The sequence below is a fragment of the Bradyrhizobium erythrophlei genome (genome assembly GCF_900129505.1).
Taxonomy (GTDB): Bacteria; Pseudomonadota; Alphaproteobacteria; order Rhizobiales; family Xanthobacteraceae; genus Bradyrhizobium; species Bradyrhizobium erythrophlei_D.
In genome coordinates, this window is the sequence record NZ_LT670818.1 from 8772874 (window position 1) to 8793568 (window position 20695).

Sequence of the window (20695 nt, forward strand, 5' to 3'; positions counted from 1 at the left end):
TACTTAAAGTAATTTGGCGCAATAGTCCAAATCCGGGCGACCCAATACTTTTTTGCTGCCTAGCGTTTCGCCAGTTCCTTCAGGCGCAAGGTCATCGGCGAGCCCGGAACGGCCAGCGGGGCAATCGCGGTGAAATGATTGGCGGCGGGGACGACGCCGAACCGGGTGGCGAGGCCCGCCGCGCCCCAGTGCTCAACGATTGTTCGGCTCTGCCTAAAATATTCCGCGCTCTCGTTTTCGCCGACCACCGCATCGAGGCTGCCGCGCGAAGGCGCCTTCCAGAACAACGGGCTCGCCGCCCGGGCGGTGGCGTCATCGAGCTGCAATGCCCCGTTGATCGACGTTGGAACCAGCGGCCCCAACTCGAACAGGCCAGAAATCGCGTAGGCCGCAACGACGAGATTTTCGGGCAGCGACGCGTCGTAGGCCGGCCAGTCGGTCGCCAGCATGCAGGCGGCGAGATGCCCGCCGGCGGAATGGCCGCTGATGATGAGGGAGCGTCCCATGCGCGCCAACTCACGCGTCGCCATCCGCATCTGCTGGATGATCTGATCGACCGTGACCGCGGGACACAGGTCGTAGCTAGGAATGGCGACACCGATGCCGTGGGCATTCAGCCCGCCCGCGAGATGGCTGAAAAAGGAGGCGTCCAGCGCCTGCCAGTAGCCGCCATGGATGAAGACGACGATCGGCCCTTGATCGCTGCCGGGAAAGAAATCGATGCTGTGCCGCGCGCCCGGGCCATAGGCGATCACCTGCGGCGCGTGCCGCTCGCGATAGGCGGCCGCGTCGGTTGCCCAGCCAGCCATGATCGCGGCATTTTCCGGGACCCGCGCCCGGTTGTTGTATTCGGCTTCGTAGTCGACGGCGGCGGCCAAGACGCGACTAAGCCCGTTTTTGCGCGGACTTCTGCGCCGAGGCCTTGGTCTTGGCCAACAGCCGCATCAGTTCGCGCACGTCTTTCGGGGTCAAATCGAAAAATATGTCGGCGATCCAGGTTTCGTGCTCGGTGGCCATCTTGCGAAACTCGGCGCGGCCGGTTTTTGTCAGCCGTATCACCTGCACGCGGCGGTCGGTGTCCGATGTCCGCCGGTCGAGATGGCCGGATTCGACGAGACGCTCGACCAGCCCGGTGACGTTGCCGTTGCTGACCATCATCCGCTTCGAGACGTCCGACAGCGTCATGCCGTCGGGCGCCTTGTCGAGCTGGGCCATCAGGTCGAACCGCGGCAGCGTGACATCGAACCGCTCGCGCAGCCGGCCGCGCACCTCGCCTTCGATCAGGGTGGTGCAGGTCAGCAGGCGCAGCCATAATCTGAGTTCGTTGCCGTGATCTTCCGGGAGTTCGACGGCCTTGGTCTCGGAATCAAGGATCATGATGCAATCACACCTGCCTGGGTCGTCACCGCAGCACGGATGCCGGTGCTGCCAACCTCGCATTTCGGGCTTGGCTATTGTTTTGACCTTCAAATAATTCGCGACGCACTGCAAGTCAAAAGGCTGCAGGCCCCGCATCCCGTGCCGAGATATGCAAATTTCTTTAGGCTTCAAACAATTGGCGTGCCGTTTGCATGCTGGTCTCGCGGTGGGCTCGGACCTGGCGCGGCTCTGCTTGCGGCAACAGCCGTCATCAGAATAAGCTCCAGCCTCGAGCACGGGTTGGCGTAACGGGGGAATGGGTCATGAAGCAGCAGTGGAAGTTGGCAGGGCTCGCGGTTCTCTTGAGCGTCGCGGCCGGTCAGGCCACAGCCCAGGAGAAGCTCAAGATCGGCGTGATCGTGACGCTGTCGGGCCCGGCGGCGGTGCTCGGCCAGCAGGCCCGCGACGGCTTCATGCTCGCGGTCAAGGACCTCGGCGGCAAGATGGCAGGCCGCGATGTCGAGGTCGTGGCGGTCGATGACGAACTCAAGCCGGACGCCGCGGTGACCAAGGTGAAGGGCCTGCTCGAACGCGACAAGGTCGATTTCGTGGTCGGGCCGATCTTCTCCAACATCCTGCAGGCGATCCACAAGCCGGTTACGGATACCAAGACGTTCCTGATCAGCCCGAATGCCGGCCCGTCGAGCTATGCCGGCAAGAATTGCAGCCCCTTTTTCTACGTGACCTCCTACCAGAACGATCAGGTGCACGAGATCCTCGGCAAGGTCGCGCAGGATCGCGGCTACAAGCGCGTCTACATCATGGTGCCGAACTACCAGGCCGGCAAGGATTCCGCGGCCGGCTTCAAGCTCGACTACAAGGGCGAAATCGTCGAGGAGACCTACGTGCCGCTGGGCACGCTGGATTTCCAGGTCGAACTCTCCAAGATCGCCTCCACCAAGCCCGATGCGGTCTTCACCTTCATGCCGGGCGGCATGGGCGTCAGCCTGGTGAAGCAGTACAGCCAGGCCGGTCTCGCCGACAAGATTCCGGTGCTGTCGGCGTTCACCGTCGACGAATCGACGCTGCCGGCGCAGCAGGATGCGGCGGTCGGCATGTTCGGCGGCGCGAACTGGGCGCCCAATCTCGACAATCCCCAGAGCAAGAAATTCGTCGGCGCCTATGAGGCGGCCTACAACAGTGTGCCCGGCACCTATGCCATGCAGGGCTACGATACGGCGCTATTGATCGACAGCGCGGTCAAGGCGGTGAAAGGCGACCTCTCCAACAAGGAGGCGGTTGCGGCGGCCTTGAAGAAGGCCGACTTCACCTCGCTGCGCGGCAGCTTCAAATTCAACACCAACGGTTATCCGATCCAGGATTTCTATCTGACCAAGGTGGCAAAGCGCGCGGATGGCAAATTCCAGACCGAGATCGTCGAAAAAGTGTTCGAGAACTACGGCGACCGCTACGCCAAGGAATGCACGCCGGGCAACTAAGAAATTCAAAGCGTTTTCGAGCGAAGTGGATAGCGGTTCGCATAGCAATCAAGTTTACGCAGATTGCGTAGACTTATCTGCGGTAGAAAACGCGTCGCCATAACGATGGGAAGGAAACACAGCCATGACCAGCGAGATCACCGGCATCACCCGCGCCAACGAGGGTATGCAAGGCATTTCCTGGAACATCCTCGGCCAGACCTATGTGCCGAAAAATCGCAGCGACCATTGCTTCTCCTGGCACGCCACGCTGCCGCCCGGCACCTTCGTCCCGCCGCATATTCATCCCGATCAGGATGAGTATCTCTATATGCTGGAAGGCAAGCTCGACTTCATGCTGGGCGGCGCCGAGGCCCAGGCGACGCCGGGCGACCTGATCCGGCTCGGCATGGGTGTTCCCCACGGCATCTTCAACAAATCCGACCAGACCGCGAAAGTGCTGTTCTGGGTTTCGCCGACCCAGAAGTTGTATGACCTGTTCTGGGGCCTTCACAACATGAAGGAGCAGAAACCCGAGGACGTCGTGGCGATGGCGGCCGAGTTCAACATCCACTTCCTGCCGCCGCCTCCGGGGGCGTGAGATACACGGCACCGTGGCGCCTTGAGACCGTCATTGCGAGCGAAGCGAAGCAATCCATCGCCCAACAAGGAAGTATGGATTGCTTCGTCGCTTCGCTCCTCGCAATGACGCGGGAGATTAGCGCGCTCTGCACATTCTCGATATTTTTTACGGCACCTCGCTGAGGGCGGATTAGCTAACCCACCTTACGCGCTGGGCTCAAACCTTGAAGTAACCCGGCTGGCCGATGTCGGCGATCAAGTTAGTCCCAGTGGGCGTCCAGCCCAACCGCTGCTGCGTCAAAGCGCTGGAGGCCGGCATGTCCAAACCGGCGAACATCGCCAGTGGCCCGTAATAATCGCCCGCCTCTTCTTTCTTGATCGAAACTACCGGCACATTCAGCGCGCGGCCAATCACTTCGATGACCTGGCGCATGGGTACGCCTTCCTCGCCAACGGCGTGGTAGATCCCGTCTACCGCGCCCTCCTCCAACGCAAGCCGGTATAGGCGGGCGACATCCAGCCGGTGCGCCGCAGCCCAGCGTTCGGCGCCTTCGCCGACATAGGCGGCGGCGCCTTTCTGACGCGCGAGCTCGAGCAGATAAGTGATCAACCCAGCTTTTCCGTCGGCGCCATGCACTTGCGGCAGGCGTATCGCCATCGCGCGCACGCCACGCGACGCATAGGCCAAACCGGCCTGCTCCGACACGCGCGGAACATGCGGGCTGGAATCGCGCCGCATATCTTCGGTGATCACCACACCTGGCGCGATGAGGCCCGTTCCCGAGGTGACGATGAAAGGCTTGTTGGTGCCTGCCAACACATCGCCCATTGCTTCGATGGCGGCCTTGTCGATCGCGCCATTCTCCGCGAATTTCGAGAAATCAGCGGCGCGAAGAAGTGGCGCAGCGCGCGAATGTGAGCGCCACCTGGTACACCTGGCTGGAGCAGGGGCGCGGCGGTGCGCCCTCCGCCGATGTGCTGGATCGCATCGCCCGCGCCATGATGCTGACCGACGTGGAGCGCGAACATCTGTTTCTGCTCGGTCTGGGCCGGCCACCCGAAGTCCGCTATCACGCGCCCGAAGGTATCTCACCCCGTCTGCAACGCGTGCTCGACACGCTGGAATACAGTCCCGCTTTTATTCGCACGGCGACATGGGATGTGATCGCGTGGAACAGGGCCGCCGCTGCGGTCCTCACCGACTACAGCACACTGCCGGATGGGCAGCGCAATGTTCTGCGCATGATGTTCCGCGACAGCGGCGTACGCGCCGCGCAGCCCAACTGGCAAAGTGTTGCGCGCTATGTGGTGGCGTCCTTTCGCGCGGATGTGGCGCGCGCCGGTGCAGCGCGCAATGTGCAATCGCTGGTCGATGAGCTCTGCGCGACAAGCCCCGAATTCGCGGCGATGTGGCGTGACAACGATGTGCAAGGGCATGGCGATGGCGTGAAAGTCCTGCATCATCCCATCGCCGGATCGCTCTCGATGGAATTTTCGGCATTCGCCGTCGATGGCCGGCCCGACCTCAACATGGTGATCTACAATCCTGCAACGCCCGCGGACGCGGACAGGATCCGCGCGCTGCTGATACGCAACGCTTAACTCTTTTGCCCAAGCTCGCGCGCGTTATCGGCTTCCTCTTTCAACCAATTGATGGCTTTGGTGACTCGTTTAAACTCAACTTCAGCGGCGCTCGGTATGGTATCGGATGAGTCTTTCGTTGTTGTCGCTGGCTCCGGTGGTGCGTCCTTCAGACCGCCCCTCAGGCCGGCGAGGATATCGCGCGACCAGTTGGCCTTCTTCGTTTGTGCATCTTCATCTTCGGCGGTGCGCGGTTGTACGGTTTGAGGCAAATCTCTCGGCGTTATCGCTGGTTCCTGTAGTGCGCCTCCCTTCAGACCGGCGACGATCTGGCGAGCTTCGACGATCTCGCGCGGTTCATCGGCATCCTCTTTGAACCACTTGAAGGCGTTAGTAACTCGTGTAAGCCCATCTGCAGTGGTGCTCGGTATGGCATCGGGTGAGTCTTTCGGCGTTATCGTTGGCTCCGGTGCTTCAGTGTTGTTGGCGATTGGCTCACGCATTCGTTCGCGTTCAGAGCTTATTCGGCTTGGCTGAGGAGCATTTCGGCCAGCTAACCACGCCCTTAGCGCGACGATGCGCAGCCGCTGCTCGTTGAGAAGTCCGCGCAGCTCATTGACCTGACCGCGTAGTTCCTTGATGTCTCTTTCGCGACCGATAGTGAGAAGTATCGTCAGTAGTTGGGCGACTGCGATTGCGATTACGCAAACGGCAAGTTCTAGATTGCTCATCCAACCTTCTCCGCTGGAATGCTCCGCTGCACGATGCGGGCCCTACCGCAAACAGCTTGCGACAGCCCCAAGGCAACAATACACCGATCCGTAGGACGCTCCATACATCATCGCGGTTTCGGGTTACCCTTAACGGACCGACATGTGTAATTCAGCGCCGGGAGCACACGGAACTTTATGAGTTTCGAGTAATGTTTCGGGGCGGCGCCCGCCTGGATCCGCGTACCAAGCTCAGGCTCCCGCCGCGCAGCCTCTGGGCACAGCAGATTAACGGCTCGTGGCATGTGTGTTGGATTGGGTCGGCCGTCGTTCCACGCCATGTCCGATACCGGTCATACACGTCGCTTCCGCTACGCAACACCGAGGTCGGGTTCGCGAACTGGGGCAGCAGGCGGCGACAGAGCGCATCCGCGACCCGACGGGCAAATCACCTGGGCAATTCATCGACCCCTCTGTCCAGCCCCTTTTGCAAAAATATTCTGATTTTCCGAAGACGCAAATCACTTTATAACCACGGCCGTCCTGTCCCACAGAGGGGCGGCTCGAGATCGTCACGGACGCGGGACAGGATGCGGTGGACGCAAGCGGCGCCAAAGACGAGGGCGCTCGCTTTGCGGACGGCAAAATCGTGTGGTCCTGACGCCTCGACGCTGGCGTCAAGCTCGTGAGAGGCAAGCTTCTCAGGGGTGACGGCGGCAAGAAAGCCCGATCGCCGGGGAGAGTACGACATAAGCCGTAAAACCACTGCGCGGGGAATGCCGGGCGATTCCGGTGTGACCTGACTAACGCGTGTGCGCAACACCCACTATCTCTGCACACGCGGCTTGCGGGCGCATCGGGCGCCCGGCATTCCCTGCGCCGATAGGAGAGGGCCGAACGAGAAGGCCAAAACTCGCGCGACAGGCGCGGCGAGATCGTGAAGGTGTGTCCCGGTTGTCATCGTCCGCCATCCGGTCCGGCCTTTTGGCCGGCCGAACGACAGGCTCCGGCGGACGATCCAGTATTCCAGAGATGTTAGCGATCGAACCGAGAAGTCGCGGCGTACTGGATCCCCGCTTTCGCGGGGACGACAACCGAGTTTAGTCGTTGGACAATGCCGCCGTTCAAATTCGAATGCGTCGTGAGGACAAGCGCGTATCTGCACCGCGCCCACCCTATCAGCGCAAAGCGCAACGGTGGGCTCGCTTCGCTCAGCCCACCCTACGCCCTCACCGCCGTCAATCCCGGCACGGCCGCAAAACCGGCCTTGCTGGCATAGCCGCGCACGATGGCCTCGCGCTGCGAATAGCTCAGCACGTTCTCGACATTATCAAAACCGTCGGGCGCCAGTTGCTCGACCGCGTCGATCACGCCCTCGGGGCCGCCGCGGCGGTTCGAGCGCACGATCTCCGCCGTCATCGGCAACCGCTTCTGCTCATAGGCCAGCAGGGCCTGGCGCGGATGTTCGGCGCGCGCCAGCGCGTCGGCAAGACAGCGCGCGTCAAGAATGGCCTGCGAGGCGCCGTTCGAGCCCACCGGATACATCGGATGCGCGGCATCGCCGAGCAGCGTGACGCGGCCGCTGGACCACCAAGGCAGGGGATCACGGTCGCAGGTCGGATATTCGTAGAATTCTGGTGTCGCCGAGATCAGGCCGGGCACGTCGACATAGGGCACCTTGAACCGCGCCACGTGCGGCATCAGTTCCTCGCGCTTGCCCGGCCGCGACCAGTCCTCACGGCGCGGCGGCGGCGCATTGCCGTCGCCGACCTTGACCAGCACCGCCCAGTTGGTGAGGCGGTTGGCCGGGCTCGACCCTTCGGCGATCGGGTAAACCACGACCTTGGCATGCAGGCCGCCGGCCACGATCATCGATTTGCCGGTCAGGAAGGCCGGCCAGTCGCGCGCGCCGCGCCACAGCATCAGCCCGTTCCAGCAGGGCGGACCTTCCTCGGGAAACAGCATCTCACGCACCCGCGAATGAATGCCGTCGGCGCCGATCAGGATGTCGCCGCGCACGGTTTTGGTGTGGCTGCCGGCGCGATCGAAGAAATAGGCGGTGACGCCGCCCTCGTCCTGGGTGAAGGCGCCGAGCCTGCAACCGGTATGGATGGCGTCGTGTCCAAGCCGCTGCTCGACGGCGCGATGGATCACGCTTTGCAGCCGGCCGCGATGGATCGAGAATTGCGGCACGTCGTGGCCGGCATCGATGCCGCGCGGATCGCGCCAGACTTCCTGGCCGTGGCGATTGAGATAATACAGCACGTCGGTGCGGATCGCGATGTCATCGAGCTTCTGCAACAGGCCGAGACCGGCGAGTTCGCGGATCGCATGCGGCAGCGTGTTGATGCCGACGCCGAGTTCGCGGATGGTGTCAGATTGCTCGAACAGTTCGCAGCCGATGCCGCGGGCCCGCAGCATCAGCGCGGTGGAGAGGCCCCCGATGCCGCCCCCGACGATAATCGCCTTCATGGCCGCAAACTCCACTCAAACCCTAAATGCCACGCGAACGCCTTAGGCTGGCACGGCCGGTCACTCCGCCGCAAGCGGCTTTGTCGCCTCCGCCTTCAGCTCCGCCCGGGTTTTCGGCTTAGCCTTAGTTTTCAGGTCCTCAAAATCCTGCCGGTCGCGCACGCTGTTGCGGAAAATCTGCTCCTTGCCGGGCTGGTATTGCGGCGGGCAGAACACGCCGTCGGCGCCATACCAGGCGGCGGCCTTCAGCGTGAACGCGGGGTCGACCAGATGCGGCCGGCCGAGCGCCACCAGGTCGGCGCGGCCGGCGGCGAGGATGGTGTTGACCTGATCGGCGGTCGTGATGTTGCCGACACACATGGTGGCGACCCGCGCCTCGTTGCGGACCTGATCGGAGAACGGGGTCTGGAACATCCGGCCGTAGATCGGCTGGGCATCGCGCACGGTCTGGCCGGTGGAGACGTCGACCAGATCGACGCCGGCTTCGGCAAAGGCGCGCGCGATCGCGACGGCGTCGTCACCGGTGATGCCGCCCTCGGCCCAGTCGGTGGCGGAAATGCGCACCGACATCGGCTTGTGGGCCGGCCACGCAGCCCGCAACGCCTCGAACACTTCCAGAGGAAAGCGCAGGCGGTTCGCGAGCGAGCCGCCATAGGCGTCGGTGCGGTTATTGGTGAGCGGCGAAATAAAACTCGCCAGCAGGTAGCCGTGGGCGCAATGCAGCTCCAGCATGTCGAAGCCGCAGGCCTCGCCGCGCAGGGCGGCCTGAACGAAGGCCGCCTTCACGGCGTCCATCGCGGCGCGGTCCATCTCGCGCGGCACCTGGCTGTCCGGGAAATAGGGAATCGGCGACGCCGAAATGACGTCCCAGCCGCCCTCTTCCAGCGGCCGATCCATGCCGTCCCACATCAATTTGGTGGCGCCCTTGCGGCCGGCATGGCCGAGCTGAAGGACGATCTTCGCCGCGGAATTGGCGTGGACGAAATCAACGATCCGCCGCCACGCGGCTTCCTGCTCGTCGTTCCACAGCCCGGCGCAGCCCGGCGTGATGCGGGCGTCACGGCCGACACAGGTCATTTCGGTGAAGATCAGACCGGCGCCGCCGATGGCGCGCGAGCCGTAATGCACCAGATGGAAATCGCCGGGCACGCCCTCCTTCGCCGAATACATGCACATCGGAGAGACCACCGCGCGGTTGGCAAGCGTCATCTCGCGCAGCCGCAGCGGCTGAAACATCGGCGCCAGCGGTTTCCTGAGGTCAACGTTGAAGCCCTTGGCTTGAACCTGTTTCGCAAACGCCTTGTCGACCTCGCTGACAAAATCCGGTGCCCGCAGCGTGAGATTATCGTAGGTAATCGCCTTGGCGCGGGTCATGACGCCAAAAGCGAACTGCACCGGATCGAAATCCCAGAAGCGGTCGACGTGCTCGAACCAGACCAGCGACACGTCGGCGGCGTGCTGGGTCTTCTCCACCTCCTCGCGGCGGCCGGTCTCGTATTCCTCCAATGCGGCTTCGAGGGTCGGCGCCCGATGCATGGCATCGGCCAGTGCGATCGCGTCTTCCATCGCAAGCTTGGTGCCGGAACCGATCGAGAAATGCGCGGTCGCCTTGGCGTCGCCCAGCAGCACCATGTTATCCTTGACCCAGCGCTTGCTGCGGATCATCGGAAAATTGCGCCACATCGAGCGGTTGATGAGGAGCTGATGTCCGTCGAGGAACCAGTCGAAGATCTCGGCCATCCGGTCGGCCGATTGCCGCTCGTCCAGGCCCTCGAGCCCGGCACGCTTGAAGGTCTCGGGATCGGTCTCGAAGATCCAGGTCGAGTGTCCCATTTCGTACTGGTAGGCGTGGGCGATGAAAGGGCCCCACTCGGTCTCCTGAAAAATGAAAGTGAAGGCATCGAGCGGCCGGGTCGAACCCATCCAGGCGAACTTGTTGGAGCGAAGGTCGATTTCGGGCTGGAAATGCTCGATATATTTGTCGCGGAAGCGGCTGTTGATGCCGTCGGCCAGCACCACCAGATCGGCATCGGCGAAGCGGGCCTCATCCTCGATGTCGGCTTCGAACAGCTGGGCGACGCCGAGTTCGCGCGCCCGCTCCTGCAGGATCAACAGCAGCGTGCGGCGCGAGCAGCCGCAGAAACCATTGCCGCCGACCCGGTGCACCGTGCCGCGGAAGTGCACGGCGATATCGTCCCAATAGGCGAACTGCTCGGTGATGCGGCGATAGCTCGGAGCGTCGTATTTCTCGAAATTGTCCAGCGTCGCATCGGAAAACACCACGCCGAAGCCGAACGTATCGTCGGCGCGGTTGCGCTCATAGACCGTGATCTCGGCCTCCGGCCGCTGCTTCTTCAGCAGGATCGCGGAATAGAGGCCGGCCGGCCCACCGCCGATGATTGCGATCTTCATGAGAGCCTCCGGCGCAGCGGGACCAATCCAATTATTTTAAACCTAAAACAATTTGGCTGGCAAGCCCCCGCCGGACGGCTCAATTGCCCTGAAACACCGGCTTCGCCTTGTTGGAAAACGCCTCGAACGCCCGGGCGAAATCGGCCGTGGTCATGCACAGCGCCTGCGCGACCGCCTCGGCCTCGATCGCTTCCTCTACCGACATCGCCCATTCCATCGCCAGCATCCGCTTGGTCATGGTGTTGGCGAAGGTCGGCCCCGCGGTGATTTCTTTGGCCAGAGACTGCGCCTGCGCCAGCACCTGATCCGGCGCGACAATACGGCTGAAGAACCCCCAGCGCTCGCCCTCCTCCGCGGTCATGAAGCGGCCGGTATAGAGCAGTTCCGAGGCGCGGGACTGTCCGATGATGCGCGGCAGGATCGCGCACGCGCCCATGTCGCAGCCGGCAAGCCCGACCTTGTTGAACAGGAATGCGACCTTGGCGCCGGTAGCCGCCAGCCGCAGGTCGGAGGCCATGGCGACGATCGCGCCGGCGCCGGCGCAGATACCTTCAACGGCAGCCACGATCGGCTGCGGACACGCCCGCATTGCCTTGACGAGATCACCGGTCATGCGGGTGAAAGCGGTAAGACCCTTGGTATCCATCTTCACCAGCGGGCCGATGATCTCGAACACGTCGCCTCCGGAAGAAAAATTGCCGCCGGCGCCGGTCACGACGACCGTCTTGATCTCATCGTCCATCGCGCAGGCGCGAAAGAAATCCGTGAGTTCCCGGTAGCTTTCGAAGGTGAGCGGATTCTTTCGCTCCGGGCGGTTCAGCGTCACCGTCGCCACGCCATCCACCACGTCAAGCAGGAAATGCCTGGGCGAATATTGCGAAAGCGGCAGCGTGACGGGATTGGCGGGCGTGTTCATGGGATCTCCCTTGCAGGTCGTTCGTTGTTGTTGCGCGCGGTCGACGCTTTCCTAGACTTCTCCGCCGGCCACCGCGATGGCCTGTCCGGTAATCGCGCTTGCTCCTTCGCCGCACAGCCACAGCACGGTGTCGGCGACTTCGGCAGGAGCGACGATACGGCCTTGCGGATTGTGCCGGGAAAGGTCGGCGACGGCCTGCTCATGGCTGCGCCCGGTCTTCTTCATGATGTTGTCGATGCTGCCGGCGAGCAAATCGGTATCGGTAAAGCCGGGACATACCGCGTTGACGGTCACGCGGGTGCTGGCGAGTTCCAGCGCCAGCGAGCGCGTGAGCCCGACCACCGCGTGCTTGGCCGCGCTATAGGCGCTGGCATAGGCGTAGCCCCTGAGGCCGGCGGTCGAGGCGATCGCGACAATGCGGCCATAGGGGCGGTCCTTCATCCCCGGCAGCACGGCCTGGACGGCATGAACCACGCCCATGAAATCGACATCCATCATGCGCCGGAACAGCGCGGCATCGGATTTTGCAAACGGCGCGGATTCCGCAACGCCGGCATTGGCGATCAATATATCGATCGGCTGGCGGCTAGCGGCCTCCGCAATCGCGGCGTTGACCGCGGCCTGGTCGGCGACATCGGCGACGCCCGCAAAATGCGCGTCGCCGGCAGCGACGGCTTCATCCAGCGTTGCACGATTGCGGCCAAGCACCGTGACGGTTGCGCCCGCGCGTACCAGCGCCGACGCGATGGCGCGGCCGATGCCTCGTCCGCCGCCGGTGACGAGGGCGTGGGAGGAACGCGGCAGTCCGGACATGCGTGGCCTCCCCGAGTGCATTCATCGACGTCGCGAGCATATATTTTAAACTTAAAGCTGTTGCAAGAAAGGCAGGAATTGTTGGTGCCCCGGCTACCGGCTCTTGCGCAGCGTCGCCGAGGGGCTTTCGCCGAATTTGGCGCGGTAGACATGGGCCATGCGACCGGGATGGCTGAAGCCGAGATCGAAGGCTATATCAATCACGCGCTCGCCCGGCCGGGCCTTCGACAGCCGCGCGTTTAGCTGTTCCAGACGGATATCCTGCAGCACGCCGGATATCGACTCGCCGAAATGACGCTTGAAGCCGAGCTGCAGCGACCGGACACCGATGCCGGACAGCCGCGCCAGTTTTTCCAGATCGAGCGGCTCGGCCGCATGCGCCTCGAGCGCGGCCCGCGCCCGCCTGTACGCCGCGGGCAGCGCGTCGCAATGCCGCGCCGATCGATTGATTGCCGCACTAAGATTATTGGGCTGGCCGGTGAGAAGCAGTCCGACCATGGACTCGCGCAGGGTCGCCAACGCGGCCGGCGACTGATGCGACCCGCCGTGCTCGGCAAGATCGACCAGATATTCGAGATGGAATTGCAGGGCGCGGCCAAAAGGCGTGTCGAGGTCGATCCGCGGGTCGAACTCCACCGGGTCGGCCGGCCGTTCCGCCAGCGCCGCCGCCCGGCTTTCGATCCGGTGCCGGTCCACCAGCAGGATCAGTTGCGCACAATCATCGTGCCAGATCATCCGGGTCGGCAGCGTCGGCGACAACAACGACGCAACCCGGCCGGGGCCGGACTCGATGTCGCGGCCTCCGGTCCTGATCTGCGCCCTGCCATGGATCGGCAATTGCAACAGAAAGAAGCGATCGAGGCAGCCGGGATCGATCGATACAGAACCGCCATAGGCAACGTAGTTGACCGAAAATCCGTCGAACGCGGCGGAATTGTGCAGCGCATGAAAATCCGGCCAGGAATGTCTGAGCGGGTCGAGCGCATGCGGACAAAATATCCGCCCGATCGACTCCGCGGCCTCATCGACATCGGCAGTGCGAACCCGCGAAAAGGCCGCCAGCCTTGCGCCGGCGGAGGCACGGTCGATACCCGAAACGGCTGCGCCCATGGCCCGATCGCCCGAATTATTTGAACCCTATAATATCCGGACCGCGGCATTTGGAAAGCCGTACCTGTGACCTAATTGCACTCGTTTCCCGCCCATTGGATGGGCAGCAGCCCCGGCCATCAGGCGCTGAACGGCGGCGTTCCGAGCTTTCGTCAGACGGACAATGGATTCGTCCGGCGGCTAGACGAAGGGCGGCGGACGTAGCAGGCTGCGGGTCGTCGCAAGGCAACGCAAGAGAGGATCATCGCCGTGTCAGCACTTGAAAAAGGCATCACCCGGAAGGGCGAAGGATTTGCGGGTACGTCCTGGAACATTCTCGGTCAGATTTATTTTCCGAAGGCCGTCTGCGAGGCGACCTTCTCCTTCGAGGCCAATACGGAGCCGGGGCAATTCGTCCCCGTCCATATCCATCCCACCCAGGACGAATTCATCCTGGTCCAGGAAGGCACGCTCGACCTGAAACTGGACGGGGTCTGGACGCAGGCCAAGGCCGGCGACCTCGTGCGCATGCCGCGCGGAATTCCCCACGGCTATTTCAACAAGTCGGACAAGCCGGTGAAAGCGCTGTTCTGGGTTTCACCGGCCCGCAAGCTGGAAGCGCTATTCCAGCACCTGAACAATCTCACGGACGTGGCTGAAGTCGTTCGTCTTTCGGCGGAGCACGAAGTGGATTTCCTGCCCGAAGACGCCAACGCCTGACGCTTCGGGCTGTCGTAACACTCCAACAAGGGCGATCAACGTCCGACTGGCGATGGTGCACGCGATAGCCGGCGCGCACGCCTGAGTTCTATTGCCCGCATTAAGCGGGCGTCCGCAAGTGCAGTCAAACCAGGAGGGCGGGTTCATGGTCAAGCAGAAGAATGTTTGTGTTATTGGCGCCGGCGTCTCCGGACTGGTTGCGGCCAAGACATTCGGCGCGCGCGGACACAAGGTGACGATCCTGGAACGCTCGGGCGACCTCGGCGGGGTCTGGGAGCCGGCGCGTTCCTATCCCGATGTGCAGACCCAAAGCCCGAAGGATCTCTATCGCTATACCGACAAGCCGATGCCGGACTCCTATCCCGAATGGCCCAAGGGACCGCAGGTTCATGCCTATTTGAACGACTATGCCAGGGATCACGGCCTGCTGCAGCCGCTGCGGCTCAACACCGCCGTGGTCGGGATGGCGCGCCGCGCGTCAGGCCTGCCGGGGTGGACGCTGGAAATCAGGAATCCCGATGGCGGCCTTACCCACGAGGAATTCGATTTCGTCGCGGTCTGCACCGGCCAGTTCAATGAACGCCAGACGCTCACCCACCCCGGAGAAGATGCCTTCAAGGCCGCGGGCGGCCGGATCCTGCATTCGGCCGAGCACACCGATGCCGCAACCGCCAAAGGCAAGAAGGTCGTCGTGCTCGGCGGCTCGAAATCCGCTACCGACATCGCGGTCAATTCCGTCGATGCCGGCGCCAGCGAGGTGACGCTGGTCTATCGCGAACCGGTCTGGCGGATCCCCTACTTCATCGGAGGCCTGATCAACTTCAAGCGAATTCTCTACATTCGCGCCCAGGAGGAAATGTTCCGCGGCTGGGGCCTCAGCGCGATGTCGCGCATCTCGCACGCGATCGCCAAGCCGTTCATCTGGGCGAACTGGCGCGGGCTCGAAAGCATGCTCAAGTTGCAGTTGAAGCTGAAGAAGTGCGACATGGTCCCCGAACAGCGCATCGAGGACGGTATCAACTGCTCGGTACCGATCGCTACGCCGGATTTCTTTCCGATGGTGGCCGACGGCCGGATCAAGGCTATTCGCGGCAGCTTCGACCATTACGACGGCAAGACCATCGTCATGACCGGCGGACAAAAAGTTGCCGCCGACGTCGCCATCCTCGCGATCGGCTTCAAGCTTGGTGTTCCCTTCCTGCCGGAGGAATACCGCAACAGACTGGTGCAGCCGGATGGCCAGTACCGGCTGTACCGGGTGATCGCCAATCCTGATCTTCCCGACATGGGTTTTGTCGGCTTCAACTCCAGCTTCTGCACGGTGTTGTGCGCGGAGCTGGCCGCCAACTGGCTGGTGCGCTATTGCGACGGTCAGCTGGCGAAGCAGCCGACCGCGGCCGAGATGTATGCGAGCATGGATATGATGCTGCACTTCAAGCGGGTCGAGCGGCCGGCCGCGGGCGTTTATGGTGGACTCTGCGTTGCGCCCTACCACTTCAAGCATTTCGACGAATTGCTGGACGACATGGGAACCACAATACGCCGGCGCGGCGCACTGGCGGAAAAATTCACCCCGCCCGACGCCGACGCCTATGCACGCTTCCTGGCATCTGCCCCGGATTACAAGGTCGAACCGCCATTGGAGGCCGTGGCCGCATAAGTGCCATGCGAGCGGCGAGGCAAGACGAGGCAAAATGCTTTAACTCTAAAACTTTCTCTTTTTCATGCCCGACAGGCCAGCTAGGATCGGACGTCCCCGCAAGGAGGGAAGTCCGGCGTGCCAGCCTCTGCCCCCATGAAAACCAGCGACGGCCGCTTCGGCTATGAAGCCGCCGGCGATCCCGCAACTCCACCGCTGGTGTTCCTGCATGGCATTGGCGGCGCGGCGCGGGCGTGGCGCGGTCAGATCGAAGCCTTCAGCGACCGCTATCGCGCGATGGCCTGGGACATGCCGGGCTATGGCGGATCGGCGCCGCTGCCAGCCGTCAGCATCGCCACGCTTGCGGACGCCCTGCATGATTTCCTCCGAGCGGTCGGCGCGGCAAAACCCATCCTGGTCGGGCATTCGATCGGCGGCATGATCGTTCAGCAATGGCTGACCAAATACCCTGATGCTGCCGGCGCTATCGTGCTCGCACAGACCAGCCCGGCGTTCGGTAAAGCCGACGGCGACTGGCAGAAGGAATTCATCGGCGCGCGGCTCGGCCCGCTCGATCGCGGCGAAACCATGGTTTCGCTGGCGCCGACCCTGGTGAAGGAATTGGTCGGCGACGACCCTGATATCCGGGGTATGGAGCTTGCCCGCGACTGCATGGCCGCCGTGCCCGAGGCGAGCTATCGTGCCAGCATGCTGGCGCTGCTGGGATTCGACCAGCGCAACGCCTTGAAGAATATCGCGGTGCCGACGCTGGTATTGTCGGGTTCCTGGGACAAGAATGCGCCCGCGCCCATGATGGCGAAAATGGCAACCTACATTCCATCGGCCACTTGCGTCGAACTCGAAGGCGCCGGCCATCTGGTCAACCTCGAGCGTCCAGCCGCCTTCAATTCCGCGCTGGATTCCTTTCTGAAAGCCCATGCGGCTGCAACCGAAGTGACGGCATAATGACGGTACAAGCGAGCAAGAGCGTGACTGCGGCCGACAATATCAATCTGGACGCGCCGATCTTCGACCCCAGCGCGTTTCGCCTGAACAACGAACAGGCCGGAATTATCGCTCGGGCGCGCGAACTCGGCCAAAGCGTGTTCGCGGGCCGCGCGGCGACTTACGATCGCGAGGCGAAATTCCCAACCGAAAATTATAAGGACCTGCATCGCTCGGGCCTGCTCGGCATCGCCATTCCCAAGAAACACGGCGGCTTCGGCGCGGACTACCAGACCTATGCCCTGGCGGCGGCCGAGATCGGCCGCTATTGCGGCGCCACCGCGCTGACCTGGAACATGCATGTCTGCTCGACGCTGTGGTCGGGTCCGCTGGCGGACGATCTCGATATGGATGCCGCCACCCGCGCCGAGCACGAACGCCGCCGCGCCGTACATTACAAGCGCATCGTCGAGGACGGCGCGGTCTATTCGCAGCCGTTCTCGGAAGGCGGCGCGGCCGCGGCCGGCGGCGTCGCATTCGGCACCGAGGCCAAGCCTGTTCCGGGCGGATGGATCGTAAACGGCAAGAAAATCTTTGCCTCACTGGCGGGCCATGCCGATTATTACGGCGTGCTCTGCACCGAAGTCGCAGAGGGTGAGAAAGCCTCCCGCCGCAACACGCTTTACCTCGCGGTGCCCGCCAAGACCGACGGCGTCTCCGTGGTCGGCGACTGGGATCCGCTCGGCATGCGCGGCACGGTATCGCGCACGCTGCTGTTCAAGGATGTGTTCGTGCCGGAGGATGCGGCGCTGATGCCGCGCAGCGTCTATTTCCAGACGGCGATGCGCTGGCCGCATATGTTCCTGACGCTGTCGCCGACCTATATCGGCCTCGCGCAGGCGGCCTACGATTTCACCGTGCGCTATCTGCGCGGCGAGGTGCCGGGCACGCCGCCGGTCAAGCGCCGGATGTATCCGACCAAGCAGATCGCGCTGGCGCAGATGCAGATCAAGCTGGAGCAGATCAAGGCGATCTGGTTTCAGGCCGTCACCGAGGCGCGTGCCAACCCCAGCAAGGAGCAGGTGCTGCGCGCTTACGCCGCGCAATATTCCGCGATGGAAGGCGCCAACGAACTGGCGACGCTGGCGATCCGCACCTGCGGCGGGCAGTCGATGCTGAAATCGCTTCCGCTGGAGCGGATCTATCGCGACAGCCGCTGCGGTTCGCTGATGCTGCCTTGGACCGCCGAACTCTGTCTCGACCGCATCGGCCGCGAAGCGCTGTACGAGACCGGCGAGACGGACGACTAGTTCGAAAATGGACCTTTCCGATCTCATCGAACGGAACGCGGCGTTTACGCCGGACAAACCCGCGACCATCTTCGAGGGCGAGACGCTAAATTACGCCGCATTCAATTCGCGCATCGCGCAGACGGCACGCGCGCTGAAGTCCGAATGCGGCGTCGGCCGCGGCGACCGCGTCGCGATCCTCAGCCTGAACCGGCCTGACTATCTGGTGCTGCTCTATGCCTGCGCCCGGCTTGGCGCCATGCTGGTGCCGCTGAACTGGCGGCTGGCCGTGGCCGAGCAGGTGTTCATCCTGTCAGACGCCTCGGTCAAGGTGCTGGTGCTCGAGCAGGCGTTCGCCGACGTTCTTCCCGTGCTGGAAAATAGCCTGCCCGACGCCAGCATCGTCGGGCTCGATTTCGAGCCGTCACGAGGAACCGCGTTCGATACGCTGTTGGCGCAGGCGCGCGGCGACGGCCGTAATCCGCACACCGATCTGACTTGTCCGCTGCTGATCGTCTACACCTCGGGCACGACGGGAAGGCCCAAGGGCGCTGTACTGCGGCAGGAGGCATTGTTGTGGAACGGGGTGATGAGCCAGCACATGCACGGCCTCACCTCGGACGATCACGTTCTGACCGTGCTGCCGTTCTTCCATGTCGGCGGCCTCAATATCCAGACCACGCCTGCCCTGCACCAGGGTGCCACCGTGACCATCCATTCGCGCTTCACACCGGATACGACACTCGCGACCATCGCGCGCGACCGCCCGACCTTGACGGTGCTGGTGCCCGCGACCATTCAGGCGGTGAGCGACCATCCCGCCTGGGCCACGACCGATCTGTCCTCGCTGAAAGCGGTCTCGACCGGATCGACCATCGTGCCGCCGCATCTGGTCGACCGCTTTGTCGCGCGCGGGGTGCCGGTGCTGCAGGTCTATGGTTCGACCGAAACCTGCCCGGTCGCGATCTACACAAGGCTCGGCGGCGATCTTGCTCGGGTCGGCTCGACCGGCCTGCCCGGCCTGTGCTGCGAGGCGGCCATCACCGATGATGCCGGCAACGAGCTGCCGCCGGGCACGCCGGGAGAAATCGCGGTGCGCGGTCCCAACGTTTTCTACGAATATTGGGGCAATGAGGAAGCAACCCGCGAGGCGCTGCATGACGGCTGGTATCGCACCGGCGATATCGGCCTGCGTGACGCCGACAGCTATTTCTGGGTGCACGACCGCAAGAAGAACCTCATCATCTCCGGCGGCGAAAACATCTATCCGGCGGAAGTCGAGCGCGTGCTGCTGGAGCATCCCGATGTCAGCGAATGCGCCGTGATCGGCCGGCCAGATCCGCGATGGGACGAGGTGCCGGTGGCTTACGTCATCAGGCGAACGGGGTGCTCCGTGGAGGCGGAGGATTTGAGGGCGCATGTACTGACACAGCTCGCGCGCTTCAAGGTGCCGCGCGATATCGTTTTTGTCGATGACCTGCCGCGCACGGCGCTGGGCAAGGTCCAGCATTTCATGCTGAGACGGCTCGACGCGCCGGAATCCTCGCAAGGAGAAGCCATTTGAAGATCGCGGTACTCGGCGGCGGCAACGGCTCGTTCGCGGCCGCGGGCGACTTTGCGTTGCAAGGTCATGAGGTACGGTTATGGCGGCGCGACGCGACTGCGGTGGCGGAGCATCGCTCGGCGGGGTCGCGCGTTATCCTGAAGGATTCAAATGGCCGGCACGAGGTGAAGCTGGCGCTGGTCGCCACCGACATCGCCGAAGCCGTGCTTGGCGCCGAGCTGATCCTGTGCCCTGCCCCGGCCTTTGCACAGCCCGATATTGCCAGGCTGCTGGCGCCACATCTCAGCGATGGGCAAGTGGTGTTCCTGCCGCCGGCGACATTCGGCTCGATGATTTTTGCGAAAGCCGCGCATGACGCCGGCAATCGCGCCGCGGTCGCTTTTGCGGAGACCGGCACGCTGCCATGGCTGACGCGCAAGCATGGCCCGTTCGAGGTTGCCATCACCATCCGCGCCAAGCGGCTTCCGGTCGGTGTCTTTCCGCTGAAAACTGCCGACCACGCGCTCGATGTGATCGGCCGCGCCTTCCCCGGCGCGATCGAGCCCTGCGGCAACGCACTGTCGGGCGCGCTGATGAATGCCGGGCCGATCATCCATCCGCCGCTGATCGTGATGAACGCCGGCCCGATCGAACATTTCGAGCGCTGGGACATCCACAAGGAAGGTACGCAGGCCGCGATCCGCCGGGTCACCGACGCGCTGGATGCCGAGCGTATCGCCGTGCGCGAAGGCATGGGATATGGCGGCCCGCATTTTCCGCTCGCGCATCATTACGCAAGCGAAGGCGAGCAATGGATGTATGGCCGCGGCTCGCACGGTCGCCTGACCGATTCCGGCGATTGGCGCGAGCGGATCATTCTCGGGGAGCATCGCTACATGCGGGAGGATCTGCGGCTCGGTCTGTCGTTGCTGGTCTCGGTCGCTGAACTGGCCGGCGTCGCCACGCCGCTGGCCAAGGCTTTTCTTGCGATCGGCGGCGCAATCTGCGGCGAGGACTTCATGCAGCACGGCCGCACGCTGGCGAGTCTCGGCCTCGGCGGCCTCGGCTGCAGTGAGTTGCAAACCCTGTTGCGCGATGGATTTGAGCAATGACCGCGCCCCGCCCCCTGGTTGCCTGTCTCGGCGCC

General features: G+C 63.4%; 17 protein-coding genes and 1 pseudogene. 9 read left to right on the plus strand and 9 right to left on the minus strand.

The annotated features are described in order from the left end of the window. Nucleotides 1-59 precede the first annotated feature (59 nt). Nucleotides 60-878, minus strand: a complete 819-nt coding sequence (locus B5525_RS41480; RefSeq protein WP_079572133.1) for an alpha/beta hydrolase — start codon at nt 876-878, stop codon at nt 60-62. A gap of 7 nt (nt 879-885) precedes the next feature. Then, nucleotides 886-1377 carry a MarR family winged helix-turn-helix transcriptional regulator gene (locus B5525_RS41485; protein WP_079572134.1) on the minus strand — a complete coding sequence of 164 codons (492 nt, stop codon included), beginning with the start codon at nt 1375-1377 and terminating at the stop codon, nt 886-888. A 305-nt stretch (nt 1378-1682) separates the two neighbouring features. Between B5525_RS41485 and B5525_RS41490 the strand changes: the two genes are divergently transcribed. Further along, nucleotides 1683-2858, plus strand: coding sequence for an ABC transporter substrate-binding protein (locus B5525_RS41490; RefSeq protein ID WP_079572136.1), 1176 nt, complete (start codon nt 1683-1685; stop codon nt 2856-2858). Between the two features lie 124 nt (nt 2859-2982). Continuing rightward, nucleotides 2983-3438 (plus strand): cupin domain-containing protein, encoded by a 456-nt coding sequence (locus B5525_RS41495; protein ID WP_079572138.1) that lies wholly within the window; start codon nt 2983-2985, stop codon nt 3436-3438. 198 nt (nt 3439-3636) lie between these two features. Here the strand turns inward: B5525_RS41495 and B5525_RS41500 are convergent, their stop codons facing one another. After that, nucleotides 3637-4248 carry a hypothetical protein gene (locus B5525_RS41500; RefSeq protein WP_244567757.1) on the minus strand — a complete coding sequence of 204 codons (612 nt, stop codon included), beginning with the start codon at nt 4246-4248 and terminating at the stop codon, nt 3637-3639. Nucleotides 4249-4301: 53 nt separating this feature from the next. On the opposite strand from B5525_RS41500, the pseudogene B5525_RS41505 reads away from it, so the two are divergent. Then, nucleotides 4302-5021: pseudogene (locus tag B5525_RS41505) on the plus strand (helix-turn-helix transcriptional regulator); the annotation flags it as partial. Here B5525_RS41505 and B5525_RS41510 read toward each other — a convergent pair. The 6 genes from B5525_RS41510 to B5525_RS41535 all read right to left on the minus strand — a co-directional run bounded on the left by B5525_RS41510 (nt 5018) and on the right by B5525_RS41535 (nt 13433). Continuing rightward, a complete protein-coding gene (locus tag B5525_RS41510; protein WP_079572141.1) occupies nt 5018-5731 on the minus strand; it encodes a hypothetical protein in 714 nt (237 codons plus the stop codon). The pseudogene B5525_RS41505 and the gene B5525_RS41510 sit on opposite strands and share 4 nt — an antisense overlap. A 1200-nt stretch (nt 5732-6931) precedes the next feature. Continuing rightward, a complete protein-coding gene (locus tag B5525_RS41515; RefSeq protein ID WP_079572142.1) occupies nt 6932-8182 on the minus strand; it encodes a flavin-dependent oxidoreductase in 1251 nt (416 codons plus the stop codon). 60 nt (nt 8183-8242) lie between these two features. Continuing rightward, entirely contained in the window at nt 8243-10594 is a 2352-nt protein-coding gene (locus B5525_RS41520; protein WP_079572144.1) for a bifunctional salicylyl-CoA 5-hydroxylase/oxidoreductase, read from the minus strand. A 79-nt stretch (nt 10595-10673) separates the two neighbouring features. Next, on the minus strand, nt 10674-11510 hold the full coding sequence (locus B5525_RS41525; protein WP_079572145.1) for an enoyl-CoA hydratase family protein: 837 nt from the start codon (nt 11508-11510) through the stop codon (nt 10674-10676). A gap of 51 nt (nt 11511-11561) precedes the next feature. Then, nucleotides 11562-12323, minus strand: coding sequence for an SDR family NAD(P)-dependent oxidoreductase (locus B5525_RS41530; RefSeq protein ID WP_079572147.1), 762 nt, complete (start codon nt 12321-12323; stop codon nt 11562-11564). Nucleotides 12324-12416: 93 nt separating this feature from the next. Beyond that, nucleotides 12417-13433: an AraC family transcriptional regulator gene (locus tag B5525_RS41535; RefSeq protein ID WP_079572149.1), complete on the minus strand. Its 1017-nt coding sequence runs from the start codon at nt 13431-13433 to the stop codon at nt 12417-12419. A gap of 249 nt (nt 13434-13682) precedes the next feature. On the opposite strand from B5525_RS41535, the gene B5525_RS41540 reads away from it, so the two are divergent. The 6 genes from B5525_RS41540 (at nt 13683) to B5525_RS41565 (ending at nt 20660) form a co-directional block, all read left to right on the plus strand. Further along, a complete protein-coding gene (locus tag B5525_RS41540) occupies nt 13683-14132 on the plus strand; it encodes a cupin domain-containing protein (RefSeq protein ID WP_079572151.1) in 450 nt (149 codons plus the stop codon). A gap of 145 nt (nt 14133-14277) precedes the next feature. Further along, nucleotides 14278-15792 carry a flavin-containing monooxygenase gene (locus tag B5525_RS41545; protein WP_079572152.1) on the plus strand — a complete coding sequence of 505 codons (1515 nt, stop codon included), beginning with the start codon at nt 14278-14280 and terminating at the stop codon, nt 15790-15792. A 117-nt stretch (nt 15793-15909) separates the two neighbouring features. Beyond that, nucleotides 15910-16737 carry an alpha/beta fold hydrolase gene (locus B5525_RS41550; protein ID WP_244567758.1) on the plus strand — a complete coding sequence of 276 codons (828 nt, stop codon included), beginning with the start codon at nt 15910-15912 and terminating at the stop codon, nt 16735-16737. After that, the gene (locus B5525_RS41555) at nt 16737-18026 is read left to right on the plus strand and encodes an acyl-CoA dehydrogenase family protein (RefSeq protein ID WP_079572155.1); all 1290 of its coding nucleotides are present in this window, start codon (nt 16737-16739) and stop codon (nt 18024-18026) included. The genes B5525_RS41550 and B5525_RS41555 overlap by 1 nt, the downstream gene beginning before the upstream one ends. Nucleotides 18027-18033: 7 nt before the next feature. Next, nucleotides 18034-19569, plus strand: a complete 1536-nt coding sequence (locus B5525_RS41560; RefSeq protein ID WP_079572157.1) for a class I adenylate-forming enzyme family protein — start codon at nt 18034-18036, stop codon at nt 19567-19569. After that, entirely contained in the window at nt 19566-20660 is a 1095-nt protein-coding gene (locus B5525_RS41565; RefSeq protein WP_079572159.1) for an NAD/NADP-dependent octopine/nopaline dehydrogenase family protein, read from the plus strand. The genes B5525_RS41560 and B5525_RS41565 overlap by 4 nt, the downstream gene beginning before the upstream one ends. Nucleotides 20661-20695 lie beyond the last annotated feature (35 nt).